Raw genomic sequence first — 18,838 nt, 5'->3', positions numbered from 1 at the left:
CACCACAGTGGCCGCCGTCGATGAACCCTATCTAGTCAATGCCCGGCCCGGTGTCAACAGCATTCAACAAGAATTTGTAAGCTCTCGTCAAAACAAAACTGCCGCTGCACAAGTACAGGCGCAGCATTGCCGTTCACAGAAATGAGATCATTTCCGCGTTGACCTTGCTGCCAGGCCATAAACCCGCAGCCCATGCCGGACAAGAACCGCCAGAGGAGCCAAACCAGACAGATCCGAACCTATCGAACCGCCAGAGCTCTTGGACACACCCAAAGGACAACCCTCCAGGCCGCCCGCACAGCAAAGGAGAGCCGAAGCTCACGCTCCAGACCACACCAAACCCGCCATGCAGGGAAAAAGAACCCCCTCAGACCCAAACAGCCCAAAGGAAGCGCCGATATAAACATACCCAGACTTTTTGCAAGAGGTTTGTTGCACCACCTGAACGCAGCTTGAGAATGTAGGGAATTTCAGGTGAAACCTGCTGAGAGGATATGGTGTTTCTTTCTGGAACTGCAAGACGCGACACCAGAGCAATGCTTTATGGGCATGTTGGCAAGGGTGAGCGCGCCGTCAGTGCTGATGCGCAGCGGTGTTGATATAGGAGGTGTGCTATAGGAACGAGAGTGCTACCGCTGCCTGACGGCAGACAGGGAGTTATACCGAGTTTCGTGTGAGATGAGGCTTCATTGACACATACAGCTTTCCCGTCCGATCAGCCCTTACTGCATGGGCGAACCGCCGAATTACTCGTTGATGCGGTTACGGACATCGCTCTCGTCGTCCTCGATCCGAGCGGGACCATTGTGAGTTGGAACAGGGGAGCGGAGCTGATTTACGGCTGGAGCAGGGACGAGGTTGTCGGGAAGCCAGTCACCCTTCTCTCTCTATCTGACAACTCAGCGCTTGAGCGACTGTCTCAGGGACTCCAACTGGTGCGGGAAAAGGGACGCTACGAAGCGCAAGAACTAAGATCTCGCAAAGACGGCTCCACCTTTATGGCCAGGATTACGATCACTCCGGTAACAGGTCCGGACACCGCGAGCGGCGGCTTTGCCATGGTCACCCGCGATATAACGGAGTGGATCACAGCAGAGGAATCTTTGAGAACACGGGAAGCCCATCTGCGGTCCATCCTGGAGACTGTTCCGGACGCTATGGTCGTCATCGACGAGCAGGCTCGAATCCAGTCGTTCAGCGCAACGGCGGTTCGTCTCTTCGGCTACGAGCCGGAGGAGGTGATTGGCGAGAACATCAAGATACTCATGCCGAACCCTTATCGAGAACAGCACGACAGCTACATGAATCGTTATCTGACGACAGGGGAAAGGCGGATCATCGGGATCGGGCGTGTTGTTGTCGGACAACGCAAGGATGGCTCCACCTTCCCAATGGAACTGGCCGTGGGGGAGATGCGCTCGGGAGGCATCCGCTACTTTACAGGGTTCATCCGGGATCTGACCGAGCGACAGCAGACGGAAACGCGGCTGCAGGAACTCCAGTCCGAACTCGTCCATATGTCCCGCTTCACGGCATTGGGTGAAATGGCATCGACCCTGGCGCACGAAATCAACCAACCCCTGACGGCGATCACAAACTATCTCAAGGGGTGCCGACGTATTCTCGAGCGTATGGAGGGAGACGCGGTTCCCATGCTGCGGGATGCAGTCAACGAAGCTGGCGAGCAGGCCTTGAGAGCAGGGCAGGTGATCCGGCATCTGCGCGAGTTCGTCTCCCGTGGCGAGAGCGAGCGTCATATCGAGAACCTGCCCAAGCTTATCGAGGAGGCAAGCGCACTTGCCCTCGTAGGGGCCAAGGAACAGGGTGTACGGGTCATGTTCCAATTCGACCCGGAGGCCCCCTATGTGCTGGCTGATCGGATCCAGGTTCAGCAGGTTCTGCTCAACCTAATCCGAAATGCCATTGAGGCCATGCAGGAGAGCAGGCGCCGGGAGCTGAAGATTGCGACTGCGCTGGCCGATGATGGCTATGTTGTGCTGAGCGTGGAGGATACCGGTCCAGGGCTCGTCCCTGAAATTGCGGCACAGTTGTTCCAGCCCTTCGTGACCACCAAGAAGCACGGAATGGGCGTCGGCCTGTCGATCTGCCGGACGATTGTGGAGTCGCATGGCGGGAAGATATGGGCAGATTCGAAGCAAGGTGAGGGGACGACCTTCCATTTCACCCTCAGGACGATCAAGCGAGAGGAGATGGCGAATGCCGAGTGAGGTGGCCGTGCACGTGGTTGACGATGACGTTGCCGTTCGGAAGTCTCTGGCCTTCCTTCTGGCATCGGAAGGCCTTCCCGTGCGCCTGCATGAATCGGCCTCGGCCTTCCTCGACGAGGTGGTGAGCGCGGAAGCGGGATGCATCGTCACGGATGTGCGAATGCCCGGCATCGACGGCATTGAGCTCATCCGGCGCCTGAAGGAGAGGGGCATTACACTGCCGGTCATCGTCATCACAGGTCATGCCGACGTTCCCATGGCGGTCGAGGCCATGAAGGAGGGGGCCATCGATTTTCTCGAGAAGCCGTTCGGGGATGAAGTCTTTCTGGCCACCGTGCGCGAGGCTCTCTCCCGGCACGAGAAGAGCAGCCATCAGGATGCGCAGGTTGCCCAGATCCAGTCCCGCTTCGAGGTGCTCTCCGAGAGAGAGCGGCAGGTCCTCGACGGTCTCGTGGCGGGCAAGGCCAACAAGGTCATCGCCTACGATCTCGGCATCAGCCCGAGGACGGTGGAGATCTATCGGGCGAATGTCATGGCCAAGATGCAGGCCCGGAGCCTGTCGGAACTCGTCCGCCTGGCCCTGCTGATCCATGCAGGCTAGCTCCTTAAGGGATATTCCTGAATGGGGAATAAGCCTGCTTTGTGCATAATGCGGGTGCTGCCGAGTGCATCCAGTTCCGGCCGCATTCGAGGATCAGTTAGGCTCTTAACGATGTCTCAGCTCACGGGACCGGTCATCGTCGTGGACGACGATGCCGCGGTCCGCAACTCATTGAAGTTTGCCCTGGAGCTTGAGGGCCTGTCCGTGCGGCTGTTCAAGGACGGCGCGGAACTCCTGGCCGCGGCCGATCTGCCGCAGAATGGATGCTTCGTCATCGATTACAACATGCCGGGAATGACAGGCATCGAGCTCGTCACGAAGCTGCGGCAGCGCCACATCGATAGCCCTGCAATCCTCATTGCTTCCCGGATCAGCGACGACCTTCATGGCCGGGCGGCGGAGTCTGGATTTCGCAGGGTGCTTGAGAAGCCGCTCCATGACAGCGAGCTGCTCGACAGCATTCATGCTGCTCTGGCGTGACTCTCCTAAAATGGTCTGATTAACCACCCTCCGGAGCGGCGGGGTGGTTACCGTATGAAATCCGAACATGACAAAAGCTCACAGGCTCCGCGGCCGTTTATAGCCGCGGAGCCTGTGAGCTTGTTTGTATCGGTGAAGCGTGGTGAGGACCACGCCTCTTCCATCATGCGTTCAGGCGCTCCAATGCCGCCTTGTTGCTCAGCACGACATGACGGGCGGAGGGGAGCTCAATAATTCCCTGGCGCTCGAGTTGCGTGAAAGAGCGGGAGACCGTCTCGATGGTCAGTCCCAGGTGATCGGCGATGTCGGTGCGCGACATGGGCAGGTCGAGGGCATCGTCACCGGAGGTGCGCTCCGCCATGTCGACGAGGAAAGTCGCGATCTTCTCGAGAGCCGACTTGCGGCCCAGCAGCAGCATATGATTTTGAGCCCGGACGAGGGAGCGCATCATGCCCATTGTCATGTCCTGAGCGAGTTGCGAGTCGCTGCCCATCAGAGCGCCGAGATTGCCGCGCCGGTAGGCGATGACGACGCACTCGCCCACTGACTCGGCACAGAAGCGATACTCATCGCCAGCCTCAATGCCGAAGATATCGCCAGCCAAGTGGAAGGCATCGATCTGGCGGCGGCCGTCGCTCAGGAGCTTGGATGTGCGGACGACGCCCGAGAGCACTTTGTAGACATAGGCAGCACGGTCACCTTCGGCGAAGATCTCCTCGTCCTTGGCGTAGGAGTGGACTGAGCCGACGGCTGGAGCCGCAATATCACCCGACTTGCGGAACTGCGGGGCTTCCAGGGTGAAGACAGGCAGGGCCGACGGGGAAGCCTTGGTGAGGAGCGCAGTCTGCATCGAACCCTCGTGATCTCGCAAAGTGACGTTGGATCATGAGTACTGCTGGACCGGCCTGGCTAAAATTCAGGTCTGATACCTAAGGGGTTTCCCGGAGGTGGGTCTCAGCCCATTCGAGCACCTCCCTCCTTGGCGGCATCACGCGAGTGCGCTGGCCGCGAAGGCTCCCAGTACCGCTCCAGTCAGGAGGGCACCATCATGAATGCCAAGGAGCCATCGGGATACTGGACCTGTGCCGTTCACCCACAGGGTGGTGCCGAGCATGATCAGCGACCATCCTATCCCCACCAGAGCGGCAGAGGACGAGAAGCCACTGGCCGAACTCGACAATGCGAATGCAAGGGCGCCTGTTGCAAGGAGAAGGCCGCCGGCGGCGGACAGGAGGCGGGGGCGGGCGGCCTGGGGAAGGACAGCCAGGATCAGGGATGGCGCATACATTGCCATGACGTGCCATGCCACAGCTCCGACAACAGCCTCCGATGGAGCACATCCGATTACCGCGATGGGAGTGGCTCCCATCAAAGCCGTCATGGCAAACCAGCCTCCAGTGCCGATTGCCGTGGGAAAGAGGATCGAGCGCCAGCCTTGCAGGCCGGCAGCCTCGCTCTTGCGCTCCCGGCGCTGCTGATAAGGAAGAGCCGCCGTCGCGGCGAGTGACGCGACATGAGCGAGCGCTGCCGCTGCCGCCGTGCCGACGAACGGACGGGCTACAGCCGCAGATTCAGCGAGACTGGCGATGCTAGGGGCGGCCAGTCCGGCCAGAGTTGCGGCTCCGAACACGATGAGGAGCGCCGTTGGGGTACTGCCGCCAACCGGCACGGCGGCATGGCGGTAAAAGAGGCTGAAGCCGCCGGCGATGCCGAGCCAGAATGCGCCGAGCACCAGGGCGCCGAAATGCGTGGAGACAAGAGCCCACACCAGCACCATGCCGCCGGCAGCGCCGAGGCTCGCGCCCAGTGAGAAGGCGGCGCGGCGTCCGAAGGAATCCAGAAGGACGGAAGCCGGAAGACTGGCTACGGCGGCACCGATATAGAAGGCGGCATAGGGCAGGCTCGCCAAGCCCTGGCTGGGGGCCAGTGAAAGGCCTGCCAGAGGCAGGATGCTAAGGGTCAGAACCTGGGCGAGTACCGAGAGAGCAAAGCCGGTTGCTAGAAGGACCGTACCCCGGCCGTCAGCAGCCTGCTCACCCAGGGCTCCCGGTTCGCAGATGCATTCGAGCTGCCCCGCCCGGGGCATCGCGGCGAGGGATGTCATTTGTGGATATCGTCATCGGACAGGACGCGCACTGCGGCGCCCTGCACGTCGTCATACTGGCCGTTCTTGAGCGACCACATGAATGCCGCAAGCCCGGTCAAGCCGAGCAGCAGCGCCATGGGAACGAGATAAATCAGAATTTCCATGAAATCAGGCTCCTTGAGGGGCCAGAACTGGTTCGGCGGAAGTGGCGTGCTCGGCCAGGGCCAGAACGGGGGAGCGACCCCGCGCTCGGAGAGCGTTGAGAGTCACGAGGCTCGAAGACCCGGACATGGCGAGCGCCGCGACCAGGGGAGTGACGTAGCCGAAGAAGGCCAGCGGCACCGCGATGACGTTGTAGACGAGCGCGATCCCAAGGTTCTGCTGCATCAGGCTGTGGGCGCGGCGGGAGATTTCGATCGTTTTCTGCACGGGCTCAAGCCTGTCACCGAGAAAGACAGCATCGGCCTGAGCCTGGGTCAGATCGGCGGCGCTGATCGGGGAAAGCGACACGTGTGCGGCGGCGAGCGCCGGAGCGTCGTTGAGGCCATCGCCCACCATCAGCACCTTTCGGCCTTCGACTTTCAAAGCCTCGAGCGCCTCGATCTTTTCGGCAGGCTTGCAGCCGCCGCGCCACATCTTAATCCCGAGAGCTGCCGCGATGGGAGCAACGGCTTCGGGGCGATCACCGGAGAGAATGCGGCAATCGAAGCCACGCCGCTGCAGGCCCGTCACAACCTCGACGGCATCAGGGCGCAGGGCCTGGCGGACCAGCAGGCAGGCGCGCTTGTCACCCCACAAAAGAGCGATGGCGGATGCAGTCGGATCGAGCGACACGGCTTCCTTCGCCAAGTCCTCGGCGCCGCAGAAGGCAGGGCTGCCGAGCCGCATTTCGATGCCGTTCACAATGGCCCTCACGCCTCGGCCGGGCTCCTCGACGACATCCTCATAGGGGCGCCGGTCCTGGGCGATCTTCGCCACAGCCGCGGCAAGCGGATGGTGGCTCGACAGAGCCAGACGGCTGGCTGCCTGCAGGAGCGCGGGTTCCAGGTCACCTGCATTGACCACGCTCATGGTGGGCAGAGTCAGGGTGCCGGTCTTATCGAACACGATGGTGTCCACCTTGGCCAGCCGCTCGAAGGCATCGCCCGCGTTGAGGAACACGCCGGCGCGGAAGAGGGCGCCGGAGGCAACCACCTGGACCACCGGCACGGCAAGGGCAAGAGCGCAGGGGCAGGTGATGATGAGCACCGAGATGGCGGTGATCAGCGCATCGTGAACCGAAGCGCCGCTCACGATCCAGGCGATTGCCGTAAGGGCTGCCGCCGTGTGCACGATTGGAGCATAGACCCTGGCTACGCGGTCCGCGAGCTGCACGTAGCGGGACTTCGCTGCGGCTGCATTCCCGAGCAGGCGCTCGACCTCGTCGAGGAGCGTGCCCTTGCCCGCCGCGGTGACGTGTAGGGTCAGGGTGCCGTTGTAATTCATGCTTCCGGCATAGACTTGGCTTTCGGCCCTCACGGCCCGATGGGCCGTCTCGCCGGTCACGAGGCTCTCGTCGATCTCGGAGGAGCCGGAGATGATGACGCCATCAACGGCAACGCGCTCGCCGGGGCGGACGAGAACCCGGTCGCCCGCCTTCAAGGCGGCGGTCGGAACGAGCACGACCTCACCGTTGGGTTCGATCTTGTGCGCAACCTCGGCCCGGTAAGAGGCGAGGTTGCCCGCCACCGCGCGGGTCTTCCGGCGCATGGCCTGATCCAGGTAGCGGCCGCAGAGCAGGAAGAACAGCAGCATGACCACAGAGTCGAAATAGGTGTGCTCGGCGGAGTTGACCGTCTCCACGACGGACATGCCAAGCGCCAGCAGGATGCCGACGACGATCGGCACGTCCATGTTGGTGCGGCCGTTGCGCAGGGCGCCCATGGCGCTCTGAAAGAACGGCTGGCCGGCATAGGCCACGGCCGGCAGGGCAATGAGAGCGGCGAGCCAGTGGAAGAAGTCGCGGATCTCGGGCGTGATGTCGGTCACGTTGCCGGACCAGACCGACACCGCCAGCAGCATGATGTTCATGGAGGCAAATCCCGCCACCGCTAGGCATTTCAGCAACCACTTGGCGCGACGGGTCTCCTCTTCCTCCACGAGGCGTGCCTGGAAAGGGTGAGCCTTGTAACCGAGCCGCTGCAGTTCCTCGACGACGGCGGCAGGGGACAGTTCCCCGTCCCGCCATTCCACGGCGAGCCGGTGATTGGTGTAGTTCAGCCGCGCTTCAACCACGCCGGGCAACTGGCACAGGCCGCCTTCGATCTCGTCGATGCAGGCGGCGCAGTCGATCCCCTCGATGGCGAGATCGAGATGGGCCGTGCCGTCATCCTGGCGCTTGACGTAGATGGAAAGGTCGAGGGTTTCGGCCATCGGACGGGATCCTTAGAGCGAGACGCGGCTCTTGGAACGGAAGACGATTTCCGTCTCGCGCTTCAGACCGATGACGAGGTCCCACGGGCCTCTCGGCATGGGGGTGAGGCTCTTAAACTGGCCAGGGGTCAATTCCACGAACTCCACCAGCAGATCGCGACGTTTGTCGGTCGGATGGGCGAGGCGCACCTCGGCGACGAGGCCGGACAGCGCCTGTCCCTGGGCATCGCGCGCGGTGATGATCACGTCGGGGATATCGCCGCGCTGGAGGGCAGCTTCGACCGACCAATGGCGCGCATCCTGAGCCTGGGCGGCGGCGATGTCATTCTTAAATGACAGCCCCGCCTTGTAGGAGCTTTCCGTCTCCACACCGCTGAAGCTCGAGAGGGCAACTCGCACCATGTAGAAGTTCATGGCGAAGACGATGCCGAAAAAGCCGAGGAAGTAGATCAGGACCGTGCGTCCGGTGATCGGCCTGGGTGCACGGCCTTTGGCGATGATGGCAGACATGGGCATTTCCTTAAGGAGCCCTGAAGTGATCGCTCGTGGCGGCTTTGTCGCCGTTGGAGAGATCGGTCAGGATGAACTGGAGATCGGTCGAGGAGGAAGCCGCGGAAGCCGTGTCCGTCACGAGCACGCGAGCTTCCAGGGTCTGATCAGGACCAACGGTGACGATGGTGCGGCCCTGCGGGTCGACCTCACCGCCAATGACATCGACCCTGGAGTCAGCCAGCCCCTCGACGCTGAGAGCATAGCGGCGTTCGTCGAGATGCTTGTTGGCAACCCGGATCGTGAAGCCGTTGCGGATCGATCCGTCCGAGAGGCGCACGAAGAGCGGGTTCCGGTCGTGCATCACGCTCAAGTAGATGTTCTGCCGCAGGGCCAGCGATGTGATCATGATAGCCCCGACCAGGGCGATGATACCGGCATAGAAGATGGTGCGGGCACGCACGATGCGGCGCACCTCCGGCCGGCCCTCCATGCGGGCCTTGACGTTCATGTCCGTGTCATAGGCGATCAGGCCCTGCGGCCGGCCGATCTTGTCCATGACGTTGTCGCAGGCATCCATGCACAGCCCGCACTGAATGCAGTCGAGCTGCAAGCCTTTGCGGATATCGACGCCGGTGGGGCAGACATTGACGCATTGGTTGCAGTCGATGCAGTCACCGGCCGGCAGGCCCTGCAGCTTAAGCACCTCGTTCTTCTTCACCGAACCGCGCGGCTCGCCCCGGTCGTAGCGATAGGTGACGTTCAGGGCGTATTCGTCCGTGAGCGCAGCCTGGATGCGCGGCCAGGGACACATATAGGTGCAGACCTGCTCCCGCATGAATCCGGCGAGCGTGTAGGTTGTGAAGGTAAGAATGCCGATCCACGTATAGGCAAGGAGCGGGGCCTGAAGGGTCGCCAACTCATAGACGAGGGTCGGCGCATCGGCGAAGTAGAGAACCCAGGCGCCGCCGGTCCACCAGGCGATCATGAGCCAGATGAAATGCTTCAGGCCCTTCTGCCCGGCTGTCCTGAGGGTGAGCTTCTGCTGGTCTTTGCGCATCCGATCGCGGCGACCGCCCTCGATCCAGCGCTCCACCGCATAGAACAGGTCGGTCCAGACCGTTTGGGGGCAGAGATAGCCGCACCAGACCCGGCCGGCCACGGCATTCATCAGGAAGAGCACGAGAGAGGCCAGAACCAGAAGGCCGGTGAGGTAGTAGACCTCCTGGGGCCAGATCTCGATGAAGAAGAAATATAAGCGGCTGTTGGCCAGGTCGACCAGAATGGCCTGGTCCGGCGCGTTGGGGCCGCGATCCCAGCGGATGAAGGGCAGGAAGTAGTAGATGCCGAGCGTTATGGCGAGCACAACCCACTTGATCGTGCGGTAGCGGCCCTTCACGGCCTGCGGATAGATCTGCTTGCGCGGAGCATAGAGCGGCGCATCCTCGTCCGAGGCGGCAGCTCCAAGAGGATGAGAAAGGGGTACGTCAGCCATCGAATCCGTCGCGGTCATCAGAATACCGATGTCGACGGATACGACGCAGGCGCCAGTCGCGCCTTGATTTGAATCAAGCTGCGGCCGGAGGTTACCCTCCGGCCGCCCGTCCATTCAGCAGGGCCCGGATTTCTCAGGGCCGCTGATCGCCCCCGAGCGAATGGACGTAGAGTGTGAGGGCCTTGATGGTCGTGTCGTCCAGGCGGCCGTGCCAGGTGGGCATCACCCCGCCGCGGCCGTTGTTCAGACCTTCCACGATAGTGGCCTTCTCGGAGCCGAACAGCCAGATCTTGTCCGAGAGGTTCGGGGCGCCGAGTTCCTGCATGCCCTGGCCCTTGTCGCCATGGCAGGCGGCGCAGTTGTCGGTATAGACCTTGGCGCCGGCGTTCAGGTTAGCAGTCTTGTCCGTGGGAAGCCCCGACAGGGAGCGGACGTAATCCGCCACATGGGAGATCTCCTCCCGCTTCAGCATGCCGTCGCGGCCAAAGGCCGGCATGGTGCCGGAATGGCCCTTGTCGTTGGTGGAGCGTGCCCCAAAGCGGATCGTATGCTCGACCTGGGCAAGCGAGCCGCCCCAGAGCCAGTCGTCGTCGTTCAGGTTCGGGTAACCCTTGGCACCGCCGCCACCGGCTCCATGGCAGGGAGCGCAGTTGTCGCCGAAGGAGGCCTTGCCCTGGGCCCGCGCGAAGGCAAACATTTCCGGATCCTGCTTAATCTGGTCCAGCGAGCTGGCGGCAAGCTTTGCCGTCATGCCGGATCGCTGCTGCTTGAGGGCAGCCAAATCGACCTCGACCGCCTCTCGCGACTGCCACCCGAGGACACCCTTGGTGTAGGAGGACATCATGGGAATAGCCGGATAGGCGATGGCGTAGAGCACCGACCAGACAATGGTCACGTAGAAGGTCCACAGCCACCAGCGCGGCAATGGGTTGTTGAGCTCCTGGATGTCGTCCCAGGTGTGCCCCGTTGTGGTGACGCCCGTGACGGCGTCGACCTGTTCGTGAGACTCATGAGCCATGGGATCAATCCTCCTGGAGAGGCATGCGGGAGGCCTCGTCGAAGCGGTCCTTCCGCGAAGGGGCGAGGGCGTAGACCAGCACCGTCAGGAAGACCCCGACGAAGTACAGGAGCCCCCAGGTCTGGGCGAATTCAGCGAAGAACTTGTATGCGGCTGGCATGATCGTCGGTCCTCAGCGCACGTTGGCCTTGTTGTCGTAGAGCTTGAAGTCGACCTGCGTGCCGAGCATCTGCAGATAGGCAATCAGGGCGTCCGCTTCGGTGACCTTCTGCGGGTTGCCGTCGAAACTGCGCGACTGAGCGTTCGGATAGCGCCGGGCGAGATCGGCTATGTTCGGATCGTCCGCATTGGCTTGGGTGCGGATGTCGTTTTCGGCCTTTCTGACCATCTCTTCGCTGTAGGGAACTCCAAGAGTCGCCTGCACCTTCAGATCCTGGGCGATAGCCTTCGCATCAAGCTCGTTCTGCTCGAGCCAGGGGTAGCTCGGCATGATCGAGCCGGGCACCACCGCGCGCGGATCCTTCAGATGATCCCGGTGCCAGTCGTCGGAATACTTGTTTCCGAGGCGGGCGAGATCAGGGCCGGTGCGCTTGGAGCCCCACTGGAACGGCCGGTCGTACATGCTCTCGGCCGCCAAGGAGTAGTGGCCATAGCGCTCGACCTCGTCACGCAGAGGACGAACCATCTGGCTGTGGCAGTTGTAGCAGCCTTCACGCACGTAAATGTTGCGGCCGGCGAGTTCGAGGGGGGTGTAGGGCCGGATACCCTCCACCTTCTCGATGGTGCTCTTCAGGTAGAAGAGCGGCACGATCTCCACGAGACCGCCGATCGAGATGACGATCAGCACGCCGAGGACGAGGATGATCGAGTTGGTCTCGAAGATTTTGTGACGGGACCAGAATGACATGGTCGTTTCCTTTACTCCGCAGCGATCAGCGCGGGCTGGGTGGCTTGCGACACTTCCTCAGCTTCATGTCCGGCCGAGATCGTCTTCCAGACATTCCAGGCCATAATCAGGGAGCCGGCCACGAAGAGCGCGCCGCCGAGTGCACGGATGACGTAGAAGGGATGCATCGCCTCGACCGTCTCGATAAACGAGTACTCAAGGAAGCCAAGGCCTGTATAGGCGCGCCACATGAGGCCCTGGAGGATGCCCGCAACCCACATCGATGAGATGTACAGGACGATGCCGAGGGTCGAGATCCAGAAGTGCCAGGAGACGGCCTTCATGGAGTAGAGTTCCTTCTTGTTCCACAACCATGGAACAAGGCAGTAGATGGCGCCGAAGGAGATGTAGGCGACCCAGCCGAGGGCTCCGGCATGGACGTGGCCGATGGTCCAGTCGGTGTAATGCGACAGGGAGTTGACGGCCTTCACGGACATGAGCGGGCCCTCGAAGGTTGCCATGCCGTAGAAAGCAACCGACACAACCATCAGCCGGAGCACAGGATCGGTGCGGAGCTTGTCCCAGGCGCCCGAGAGGGTCATGAGGCCATTGATCATGCCGCCCCAGGATGGCATCCACAGCATGATCGAGAACACCATCCCGAGGGTCTGCGCCCAGTCGGGCAGGGCGGTGTAGTGCAGGTGGTGCGGGCCTGCCCAGATGTACATGAAGATCAGCGACCAGAAGTGGATGATGGAGAGGCGGTAGGAATAGACCGGCCGCTCGGCCCGCTTCGGGATGAAGTAGTACATGATGGCGAGGAAGCCGGCGGTGAGGAAGAAGCCGACCGCGTTATGCCCGTACCACCACTGGACCAGGGCATCCTGCACGCCCGACCAAACGATGTAGCTCTTGGGCGAGAAGAGCGAGACGGGAATGGTCGCGTTGTTGCCTAGGTGGAGGACCGCGATGGTCAGGATGAAGGCGAGATAGAACCAGTTCGCCACATAGATGTGGGGCTCCTTGCGGCGCATGACCGTGCCGAGGAAGACCAGGAGATAGGCGACCCAGACGATCGTCAGCCACAGGTCGGCATACCACTCGGGCTCGGCATATTCCTTGCCTTGGGTGATGCCGAGCAGGTAGCCGGTGCCGGCGATCACGATGAAGAAGTTGTAGCCCAGCACCACGAACCAGGGAGCGATGTCGCCGACCATGCGGGCGCGGCAGGTGCGCTGTACCACATAGAAGGAACTGGCGATCAGCACATTGCCGCCGAAGGCGAAGATCACCGCAGAGGTGTGCAGCGGGCGCATCCGGCCGAAGGACAGCCAGGACGTGTCGAAGTTGAGGGCCGGGAATGCCAGCTGGAGGGCGATCAGGAGGCCGATGGTGAAGCCGGCGATGCCCCAGATTACGGACGCGATGGTCGCGAACTTGACCGGCCCCATGTTGTAGTTCGGCTTGCCGCCAATGGTCTGCGGGGGCAGCTGAGCGGGCCGTTCATAGTATCGGTTCACAATCGCGAACGTGGCAGCGACGCTGGCGGCCGCGAAAAGGTACGCATGAAAGGCGTATTCAGGCGTATAGGCCTTCGCCGCGATGATGATGCTGAGGAGTGCCAATCCGGCGAAGGCAAGGGCTGAGCCTGCTTCGCCGAAGGTCATTTCCTTTGAGGGTGCTACCGCTTGAGCCATAGGCTTCAACCTTTTGAGATTATCGGCAAAGCCTGGAGCTTTACCGTCAGCAGAATCCTTTAGGGGGTGGGGCGGAAAGGAGCATTGATGCAGATCAACCCGAACGTCGCCTCCTTCTGCTCGGGCGGTTCTCCTTCGACCACCGGCGCTCTATGTCTGCTGATGAGGTGTCGGGGCTTGAGTTCGGAGGAAGGGCGTGAAACCTGTCGTCATTGCCGTCGCGATCACCGGATCGGTTCCGCGCAAGAAAGACAATCCGGCCGTGCCGATCACACCGGCCGAGCAGATTGAATCGACCCGTCAGGCCTATGAGGTCGGTGCGACGCTGGTCCATATCCATGTGCGCAACGACGATGAGACGCCGTCATCTGATCCCGAGCGTTTTGCGGCCGTCCAGGCCGGGATCGCCGAGCAGTGCCCCGGGATGATCGTTCAGTTCTCCACCGGAGGGAGGGGGCGGGATCCCGCCCAGCGCAGCAGCGCCCTCTATCTGCGGCCGGACATGGCCTCCCTGTCGACCGGCTCCGTCAACTTTCCGACCATCGTCTACGAGAACCACACGAGCCTCGTTGAGGACATGGCCGGAAAGATGAAGGAATTCGGGATCCGGCCGGAGATCGAGATCTTCGACCTGTCCCACCTTCACGGGGCAAGGCGGCTGGCCGACAAGGGGCTCTTGGACGAGCAGCCGCATATCCAGTTTGTCATGGGTGTGCAGAACGCGCTGCCTGCCGAGGAGCGACTGCTCGATACTCTGCTGAAGGAGGCCAAACACCTGTTCCCGACCTGCACCTGGACGGCCGCGGGCATCGGCCGGCACCAAGCCAAGGTCATGGATTGGGCCCTAGTCCGAGGCGCCGATGCTGTCCGCACGGGCCTTGAGGACAACATTCGCATCACGAAAGACCGGCTTGCAGGGAGCAACGCTGAGTTGGTCGAGCATGCGGTGCTTGCCGTCGAGCGGCATGGGCATCGCGTCGCCTCGACCGAGGAGGCGCGCATGCTGCTCGGATGCCGCCCAATAGCGGCGCCTCAGAGCATGTAGCGCAGCGTCTCGCTGGCAGACCTCAAAAGCGGCAGGAATCTCTCCTCCATCTCCTCGGCCGAGATCCGTCCGGCCTGGGCACTGAGGTTCAGGGCGATGGTCACCCGGCCGGTCTTCTGCACAACCGGAACGGCTATGGAACGAAGCCCGTATTCGAGTTCCTCGTTGACGATCGCGTATCCTTTGGCGCGGGTGGCATCGAGGGCAGCTTGAAACGCGGCCTTGTCCGTGATGGTCTTGGGCGTGCGGGCCTCCAGCCGGATCCGTTGCAGATATGCCCTGAGCGCATCCTCGGGCTGGTAGGCCAGGATTGCACGGCCCAGGGCGGTGCAATGGGCGGGGAGGCGGCTTCCGACCCCCAGTCCAATCGACATGATCCGGCGTGTAGCCGAACGGGCGATATAGACGATGTCGTCACCATCGAGGATCGCGGCTGAACTCGACTCTCCCGTCTCCTCGGAGATCCGCTCCAAGAGCGGCTGTACTTGTGCCGAAAGGGAGGCTGAAGACAAATAGGCATAGCCGAGGCGCAGGATCCGGGGGGTGAGGCTGAAATAGCGCCCATCGAACTCGGCATAGCCCAGCTTGGTGAGCGTCAGGAGGTACCGTCGGGCAGCCGCTCGGGTGATACCGGTCAGCTTTGCCACATCGGACAGGGTGAGCCGAGGCCGGCTCGCATCGAAAGCTTCAATGACCAGCAGACCCTTCTCTAAACTCGCAACAAAGTCACGATCGGCAGCGCCCTCATCTTCAATCGGCTGATCTTGCATCGATGCTCCGGGCGGTGCGGTGGACTTTGGTAGCCTTGACACCCAATGCCTGAACCGTACTACATGTGCGATATAAGATTCAATGTTCGCATAGCGAACAGAATGTTAAACTTTGGGGCGAGGCTCCGGTCCCTGCTAGGGATGAGCCGTGTCGAGGTGAAAAATGGCATTCGCACGCGTCAACGGCATCGTTCTTCACTACCAGGTGCTCGGTTCGTCCGATGGTCCGGCTCTCGTCTTCATCAACTCCCTCGGCACCGATCTGCGGATCTGGCAGGAGGTCGCTCCAGCGTTCACCGAGCGGTTTCGGGTCATCTTTTACGACAAGCGGGGACATGGCCTCTCCGACGCGCCGGCAGCGCCGTACAGCATCGACGATCACACGGACGATCTCCTCTCACTCCTCGATCATCTCGGCACTGAGAAGACATCCCTCGTCGGGCTTTCAGTCGGTGGCATGATCGCGCAGCGTATGGCCGTGCGAGCGCCCGAGCGGGTACAGTCCATCACCCTCTGCTGCACGGCCGCGAAGATCGGCACTGCCGAACTCTGGGCAGACCGTATCGGCGCTGTCGAGACCGGCGGCATCGAGCCCATCGCCGACGTCGTCCTCCAGCGCTGGTTCACGCCGCTGTTCCGCGAGACACGGGCCGATGAACTCGCCGGCTGGCGCAACATGCTGGTCCGCACCCCAACCCATGGCTATGCAGGCACCTGTGCAGCGATCCGCGATGCGGATCTGAGGCCGGATGCAAGCCGGATTGCAATGCCGACTCTCTGCGTGGCAGGCGATCAGGACGGGTCGACGCCGGCCGACGTCGTGAAGGGAACGGCCGATATCATCCCAGGCGCCCGGTTTGCACTCATCGCAGGGGCAGGGCACATTCCCTGTGTCGAGAAGCCCACCGAACTGTCGGGGCTCATCAAGCAGCATCTCAAGGAGGCGGGCCTTGTCTGAGAACAGCGAGAGCGAACGCTACAAGGCAGGTATGGCGGTCCGCCGCCAGGTGCTGGGCGACGCCCATGTCGACCGTGCGACGGCCCAGATGACGGATTTCGACGCGGACTTTCAGACCTTCATCACCGAGGGCGCCTGGGGTTCTGTCTGGTCGCGGCCGCATTTCACCAAACGGGAGCGCTCCATCGTGACCATCGCGCTCCTCGCCGCCTTAGGCCAGGATGATGAGGTGGCGATGCATGTCCGCGCCACCAGAAACACGGGCGCTACGAAGGAAGACATCAAGGAAGCGCTGATGCATGTCGCCGTCTACGCCGGCGTTCCAGCAGCCAACCACGCCATCAAGATCGTCAAGAAAACATTTGCGGAAATGGAAGCCGCTCCGGAGCCGGGCCAATAGCCCGGACGGATAGAACGTGCGCCGTCCCGAGGCGCGGTTCGACAGGAGGAAACATGACGGATAACGGGTCTTTCTACCAACGCGACCGGAACTGGCATCCGCCAGCTTTCACGCCGTCCTACAAGACATCGATCCTGCGTTCGCCTCAGCAGCCGCTTCTATCGCTGGAAAACACGATTTCGGAGCTCACCGGACCTGTCTTCGGACATGATAGAATCGGGCCGCTGGATAACGATCTGCTGCGCAACTTCGCCAAGACCGGCGACCCCATCGGCCAGAGGATCGTCGTCTACGGTCGCGTGCTCGATGAGAATGCCCGGCCCGTGCCTGGCGCCCTCCTGGAGTTCTGGCAGGCCAATGCGGGCGGACGCTATCGCCACAAGAAGGAAACCTATCTCGCGGCTATCGACCCGAACTTCGGCGGCTGCGGTCGGGTGATCACCGACGAGGAGGGGCGCTACTGGTTCCGGACCATCAAGCCCGGCGCGTACCCTTGGCCGAACGGCGTTAACGACTGGCGCCCTGCCCATATCCATTTCTCGGTTTTCGGCCATGCTTTCGCGCAGCGGCTGATCACCCAGATGTATTTCGAGGGCGATCCGATGATCTGGCAAGACCCGATTGTGGCGACAATCCCTGATAAAGCCGCCATCGAGCAGCTGATCGCCGCTCTCGACCGGCAGAATACGCTGCCGATGGACGCTCTCGCTTATAAGTTCGACATCGTCCTGCGCGGCCGCCGCTCGACCATGTTCGAGAACCGCATGGAGGGGAATTGATGGTTCAGAAATTGCACCTCCTGAAGGAATCCCCGTCCCAGACGGCAGGTCCCTACGTGCACATCGGCACGAACCCGAACTGGGTCGAGATCACGGGCGTCTGGCAGGAGGATCTCGGTCTCGTTCTGGTCGGCCCTGAAACCAAGGGCGAGCGCATCGTCATCAGGGGCCGCGTGTTCGATGGCGCCGGCGATACGTTGAAGGATGCGCTCATCGAAATCTGGCAGGCCGATGCCGATGGGCTCTACAACAGTCCGCAGGAGAAGCGTGGCAAGGCCGATCCGAACTTCGTCGGCTGGGGCCGGCAGCCTGCCGACGGCGCTACCGGAGAATACCGCTTCGAGACCATCAAGCCCGGCCGCGTTCCCTACAAGGACGGTCGCCTGATGGCGCCGCACATCACGGTCTGGATCGTCGCCCGCGGCATCAATACCGGCCTGCACACCCGCCTGTATTTCAGCGACGAGGAGGTCGCCAACGCCGAATGCCCGGTCCTTGCCAGGATCGCCCACAAGGCGCGAGTGCCGACCCTGATCGCCACAAGGGCTGAGGAGAACGGGCTGCCGACCTATACCTTCGACATCCATATCCAGGGTGAGAAGGAAACAGTCTTCTTCGACATCTGATCATCGACCTGAAAGCGCATCATGGCCAAGTTTCAGAGCCTCAAGGAGGCTGTTACTGAGAACCTGCGCGACGGCGACACCGTCGCGTTCGAGGGTTTCACCCATCTCATCCCCCATGCGGCAGCCCATGAGGTGATCCGCCAGGGCCGCAAGGACCTGACGCTGATCCGCATGACCCCCGACATCATCTACGACCAGCTGATCGGCATGGGCTTGGCCAAGAAGGTGATCTTCTCCTATGCGGGCAATCCGGGCGTGGGCCTGCTGCGCCGCATGCGGGACGCCATCGAGAACAATTGGCCCCGCGCCATTGAGACGGAGGAGCACAGCCATGCGGCCATGGCCAACGCCTACGAGGCCGGGGCCGCGGGCCTTCCCTGCGCTGTGTTCCGCGGATACCGCGGCGCGGGCTTGAAGGACGTCAACCCAATGATCAAGAGCATCACCTGCCCGTTCACGGGCGAGGAGCTCGCGGCTGTGCCGGCCCACCGGCCCGATGTGGCCTTCATCCATGCCCAGAAGGCGAACAAGCGTGGCGATGTGCTGGTTGAGGGTATCGTCGGCGTGCAGAAAGAGGCGGTGTTGGCCTCCAGGCGCTCCGTGGTCACCGTCGAGGAGATCGTGGAAGACTTTGACGATCTTCATCCGAACCTGTGCGTGCTGCCGCACTGGACCGTCACGTCCATTGCCCACGTTCCGGGCGGGGCACATCCGTCCTACACCCACGGCTGTTACGACCGGGACAACGCCGCCTATCTCGAATGGGACAAGATCTCCGCCGACCGCGATCTCTTCACCGCCTGGATGAGAGAGAACGTGCTCGATGCCGGCCCTGACGTCTTCGCCGCGCGCGTGAAGGGACTGTAAC

At 62.1% G+C, this 18,838-nt stretch carries 20 protein-coding genes; 9 read left to right on the top strand and 11 right to left on the bottom strand.

Annotated elements, in window-relative coordinates:
• Positions 1–689: 689 nt before the first annotated feature.
• The 3 genes from IC232_RS26235 to IC232_RS26225 all read left to right on the top strand — a co-directional run bounded on the left by IC232_RS26235 (position 690) and on the right by IC232_RS26225 (position 3,309).
• Entirely contained in the window at positions 690–2,228 is a 1,539-nt protein-coding gene (locus IC232_RS26235) for a PAS domain S-box protein (protein ID WP_190847904.1), read from the top strand.
• Entirely contained in the window at positions 2,218–2,829 is a 612-nt protein-coding gene (gene fixJ, locus IC232_RS26230) for a response regulator FixJ (RefSeq protein ID WP_190847903.1), read from the top strand. The genes IC232_RS26235 and fixJ overlap by 11 nt, the downstream gene beginning before the upstream one ends.
• A 111-nt stretch (positions 2,830–2,940) precedes the next feature.
• A complete protein-coding gene (locus IC232_RS26225) occupies positions 2,941–3,309 on the top strand; it encodes a response regulator transcription factor (protein ID WP_190847902.1) in 369 nt (122 codons plus the stop codon).
• Between the two features lie 163 nt (positions 3,310–3,472).
• Here the strand turns inward: IC232_RS26225 and IC232_RS26220 are convergent, their stop codons facing one another.
• The 10 genes from IC232_RS26220 to ccoN all read right to left on the bottom strand — a co-directional run bounded on the left by IC232_RS26220 (position 3,473) and on the right by ccoN (position 13,392).
• The gene (locus tag IC232_RS26220) at positions 3,473–4,159 is read right to left on the bottom strand and encodes a helix-turn-helix domain-containing protein (RefSeq protein WP_190847901.1); all 687 of its coding nucleotides are present in this window, start codon (positions 4,157–4,159) and stop codon (positions 3,473–3,475) included.
• 138 nt (positions 4,160–4,297) lie between these two features.
• Entirely contained in the window at positions 4,298–5,413 is a 1,116-nt protein-coding gene (locus tag IC232_RS26215; protein ID WP_190847900.1) for a hypothetical protein, read from the bottom strand.
• Positions 5,410–5,559 (bottom strand): cbb3-type cytochrome oxidase assembly protein CcoS, encoded by a 150-nt coding sequence (gene ccoS, locus IC232_RS26210; RefSeq protein ID WP_190847899.1) that lies wholly within the window; start codon positions 5,557–5,559, stop codon positions 5,410–5,412. The genes IC232_RS26215 and ccoS overlap by 4 nt, the downstream gene beginning before the upstream one ends.
• A gap of 4 nt (positions 5,560–5,563) precedes the next feature.
• The gene (locus IC232_RS26205) at positions 5,564–7,807 is read right to left on the bottom strand and encodes a heavy metal translocating P-type ATPase (RefSeq protein WP_190847898.1); all 2,244 of its coding nucleotides are present in this window, start codon (positions 7,805–7,807) and stop codon (positions 5,564–5,566) included.
• 12 nt (positions 7,808–7,819) lie between these two features.
• Positions 7,820–8,317 (bottom strand): FixH family protein, encoded by a 498-nt coding sequence (locus tag IC232_RS26200; protein ID WP_246812418.1) that lies wholly within the window; start codon positions 8,315–8,317, stop codon positions 7,820–7,822.
• A gap of 10 nt (positions 8,318–8,327) precedes the next feature.
• A complete protein-coding gene (ccoG, locus tag IC232_RS26195; RefSeq protein ID WP_190847896.1) occupies positions 8,328–9,791 on the bottom strand; it encodes a cytochrome c oxidase accessory protein CcoG in 1,464 nt (487 codons plus the stop codon).
• 133 nt (positions 9,792–9,924) lie between these two features.
• A complete protein-coding gene (gene ccoP, locus IC232_RS26190; protein WP_190847895.1) occupies positions 9,925–10,809 on the bottom strand; it encodes a cytochrome-c oxidase, cbb3-type subunit III in 885 nt (294 codons plus the stop codon).
• 4 nt (positions 10,810–10,813) lie between these two features.
• Positions 10,814–10,969 (bottom strand): cbb3-type cytochrome c oxidase subunit 3, encoded by a 156-nt coding sequence (locus IC232_RS26185; RefSeq protein WP_190847894.1) that lies wholly within the window; start codon positions 10,967–10,969, stop codon positions 10,814–10,816.
• Between the two features lie 12 nt (positions 10,970–10,981).
• Positions 10,982–11,716 (bottom strand): cytochrome-c oxidase, cbb3-type subunit II, encoded by a 735-nt coding sequence (gene ccoO / locus IC232_RS26180; protein WP_190847893.1) that lies wholly within the window; start codon positions 11,714–11,716, stop codon positions 10,982–10,984.
• 11 nt (positions 11,717–11,727) lie between these two features.
• Positions 11,728–13,392: a cytochrome-c oxidase, cbb3-type subunit I gene (gene ccoN, locus IC232_RS26175; RefSeq protein WP_190847892.1), complete on the bottom strand. Its 1,665-nt coding sequence runs from the start codon at positions 13,390–13,392 to the stop codon at positions 11,728–11,730.
• A gap of 196 nt (positions 13,393–13,588) precedes the next feature.
• Here ccoN and IC232_RS26170 point away from each other — a divergent pair, with 196 nt between their 5' ends.
• Entirely contained in the window at positions 13,589–14,437 is an 849-nt protein-coding gene (locus IC232_RS26170; RefSeq protein ID WP_190847891.1) for a 3-keto-5-aminohexanoate cleavage protein, read from the top strand.
• Here the strand turns inward: IC232_RS26170 and IC232_RS26165 are convergent.
• The gene (locus IC232_RS26165) at positions 14,425–15,207 is read right to left on the bottom strand and encodes an IclR family transcriptional regulator (protein WP_190847890.1); all 783 of its coding nucleotides are present in this window, start codon (positions 15,205–15,207) and stop codon (positions 14,425–14,427) included. The genes IC232_RS26170 and IC232_RS26165 overlap by 13 nt on opposite strands.
• Before the next feature lie 163 nt (positions 15,208–15,370).
• On the opposite strand from IC232_RS26165, the gene pcaD reads away from it, so the two are divergent.
• The 5 genes from pcaD to IC232_RS26140 are packed head-to-tail and all read left to right on the top strand — an operon-like array spanning position 15,371 to position 18,837.
• The gene (gene pcaD / locus IC232_RS26160; protein WP_190847889.1) at positions 15,371–16,165 is read left to right on the top strand and encodes a 3-oxoadipate enol-lactonase; all 795 of its coding nucleotides are present in this window, start codon (positions 15,371–15,373) and stop codon (positions 16,163–16,165) included.
• Between the two features lie 31 nt (positions 16,166–16,196).
• Positions 16,197–16,565, top strand: coding sequence for a 4-carboxymuconolactone decarboxylase (pcaC, locus tag IC232_RS26155; protein WP_190847906.1), 369 nt, complete (start codon positions 16,197–16,199; stop codon positions 16,563–16,565).
• A 53-nt stretch (positions 16,566–16,618) separates the two neighbouring features.
• Positions 16,619–17,344, top strand: coding sequence for a protocatechuate 3,4-dioxygenase subunit beta (pcaH, locus tag IC232_RS26150; protein ID WP_190847888.1), 726 nt, complete (start codon positions 16,619–16,621; stop codon positions 17,342–17,344).
• Positions 17,344–17,970, top strand: a complete 627-nt coding sequence (gene pcaG, locus IC232_RS26145) for a protocatechuate 3,4-dioxygenase subunit alpha (RefSeq protein WP_190847887.1) — start codon at positions 17,344–17,346, stop codon at positions 17,968–17,970. The genes pcaH and pcaG overlap by 1 nt, the downstream gene beginning before the upstream one ends.
• 21 nt (positions 17,971–17,991) lie before the next feature.
• On the top strand, positions 17,992–18,837 hold the full coding sequence (locus IC232_RS26140) for a CoA transferase subunit A (protein ID WP_190847886.1): 846 nt from the start codon (positions 17,992–17,994) through the stop codon (positions 18,835–18,837).
• Position 18,838 lies beyond the last annotated feature (1 nt).

This window comes from Microvirga sp., assembly GCF_014699075.1.
Taxonomy (GTDB): domain Bacteria; phylum Pseudomonadota; class Alphaproteobacteria; order Rhizobiales; family Beijerinckiaceae; genus Microvirga.
This window is presented reverse-complemented; position numbering and strand designations above follow the sequence as displayed.

Excerpts from the sequence above, each read along its gene's own strand:
- IC232_RS26215 (WP_190847900.1), bottom strand. The coding sequence starts at position 5,413 with ATGACATCCCTCGCCGCGATGCCCCGGGCGGGGCAGCTCGAATGCATC.
- IC232_RS26140 (WP_190847886.1), top strand. The coding sequence starts at position 17,992 with ATGGCCAAGTTTCAGAGCCTCAAGGAGGCTGTTACTGAGAACCTGCGC.
- IC232_RS26205 (WP_190847898.1), bottom strand. The coding sequence starts at position 7,807 with ATGGCCGAAACCCTCGACCTTTCCATCTACGTCAAGCGCCAGGATGAC.
- ccoO (WP_190847893.1), bottom strand. The coding sequence starts at position 11,716 with ATGTCATTCTGGTCCCGTCACAAAATCTTCGAGACCAACTCGATCATC.
- ccoG (WP_190847896.1), bottom strand. The coding sequence starts at position 9,791 with ATGGCTGACGTACCCCTTTCTCATCCTCTTGGAGCTGCCGCCTCGGAC.
- ccoN (WP_190847892.1), bottom strand. The coding sequence starts at position 13,392 with ATGGCTCAAGCGGTAGCACCCTCAAAGGAAATGACCTTCGGCGAAGCA.
- fixJ (WP_190847903.1), top strand. The coding sequence starts at position 2,218 with ATGCCGAGTGAGGTGGCCGTGCACGTGGTTGACGATGACGTTGCCGTT.
- ccoP (WP_190847895.1), bottom strand. The coding sequence starts at position 10,809 with ATGGCTCATGAGTCTCACGAACAGGTCGACGCCGTCACGGGCGTCACC.
- ccoS (WP_190847899.1), bottom strand. The coding sequence starts at position 5,559 with ATGGAAATTCTGATTTATCTCGTTCCCATGGCGCTGCTGCTCGGCTTG.
- IC232_RS26165 (WP_190847890.1), bottom strand. The coding sequence starts at position 15,207 with ATGCAAGATCAGCCGATTGAAGATGAGGGCGCTGCCGATCGTGACTTT.
- IC232_RS26185 (WP_190847894.1), bottom strand. The coding sequence starts at position 10,969 with ATGCCAGCCGCATACAAGTTCTTCGCTGAATTCGCCCAGACCTGGGGG.
- IC232_RS26200 (WP_246812418.1), bottom strand. The coding sequence starts at position 8,317 with ATGTCTGCCATCATCGCCAAAGGCCGTGCACCCAGGCCGATCACCGGA.
- IC232_RS26225 (WP_190847902.1), top strand. The coding sequence starts at position 2,941 with ATGTCTCAGCTCACGGGACCGGTCATCGTCGTGGACGACGATGCCGCG.
- pcaH (WP_190847888.1), top strand. The coding sequence starts at position 16,619 with ATGACGGATAACGGGTCTTTCTACCAACGCGACCGGAACTGGCATCCG.
- IC232_RS26220 (WP_190847901.1), bottom strand. The coding sequence starts at position 4,159 with ATGCAGACTGCGCTCCTCACCAAGGCTTCCCCGTCGGCCCTGCCTGTC.
- pcaD (WP_190847889.1), top strand. The coding sequence starts at position 15,371 with ATGGCATTCGCACGCGTCAACGGCATCGTTCTTCACTACCAGGTGCTC.
- pcaG (WP_190847887.1), top strand. The coding sequence starts at position 17,344 with ATGGTTCAGAAATTGCACCTCCTGAAGGAATCCCCGTCCCAGACGGCA.
- pcaC (WP_190847906.1), top strand. The coding sequence starts at position 16,197 with ATGGCGGTCCGCCGCCAGGTGCTGGGCGACGCCCATGTCGACCGTGCG.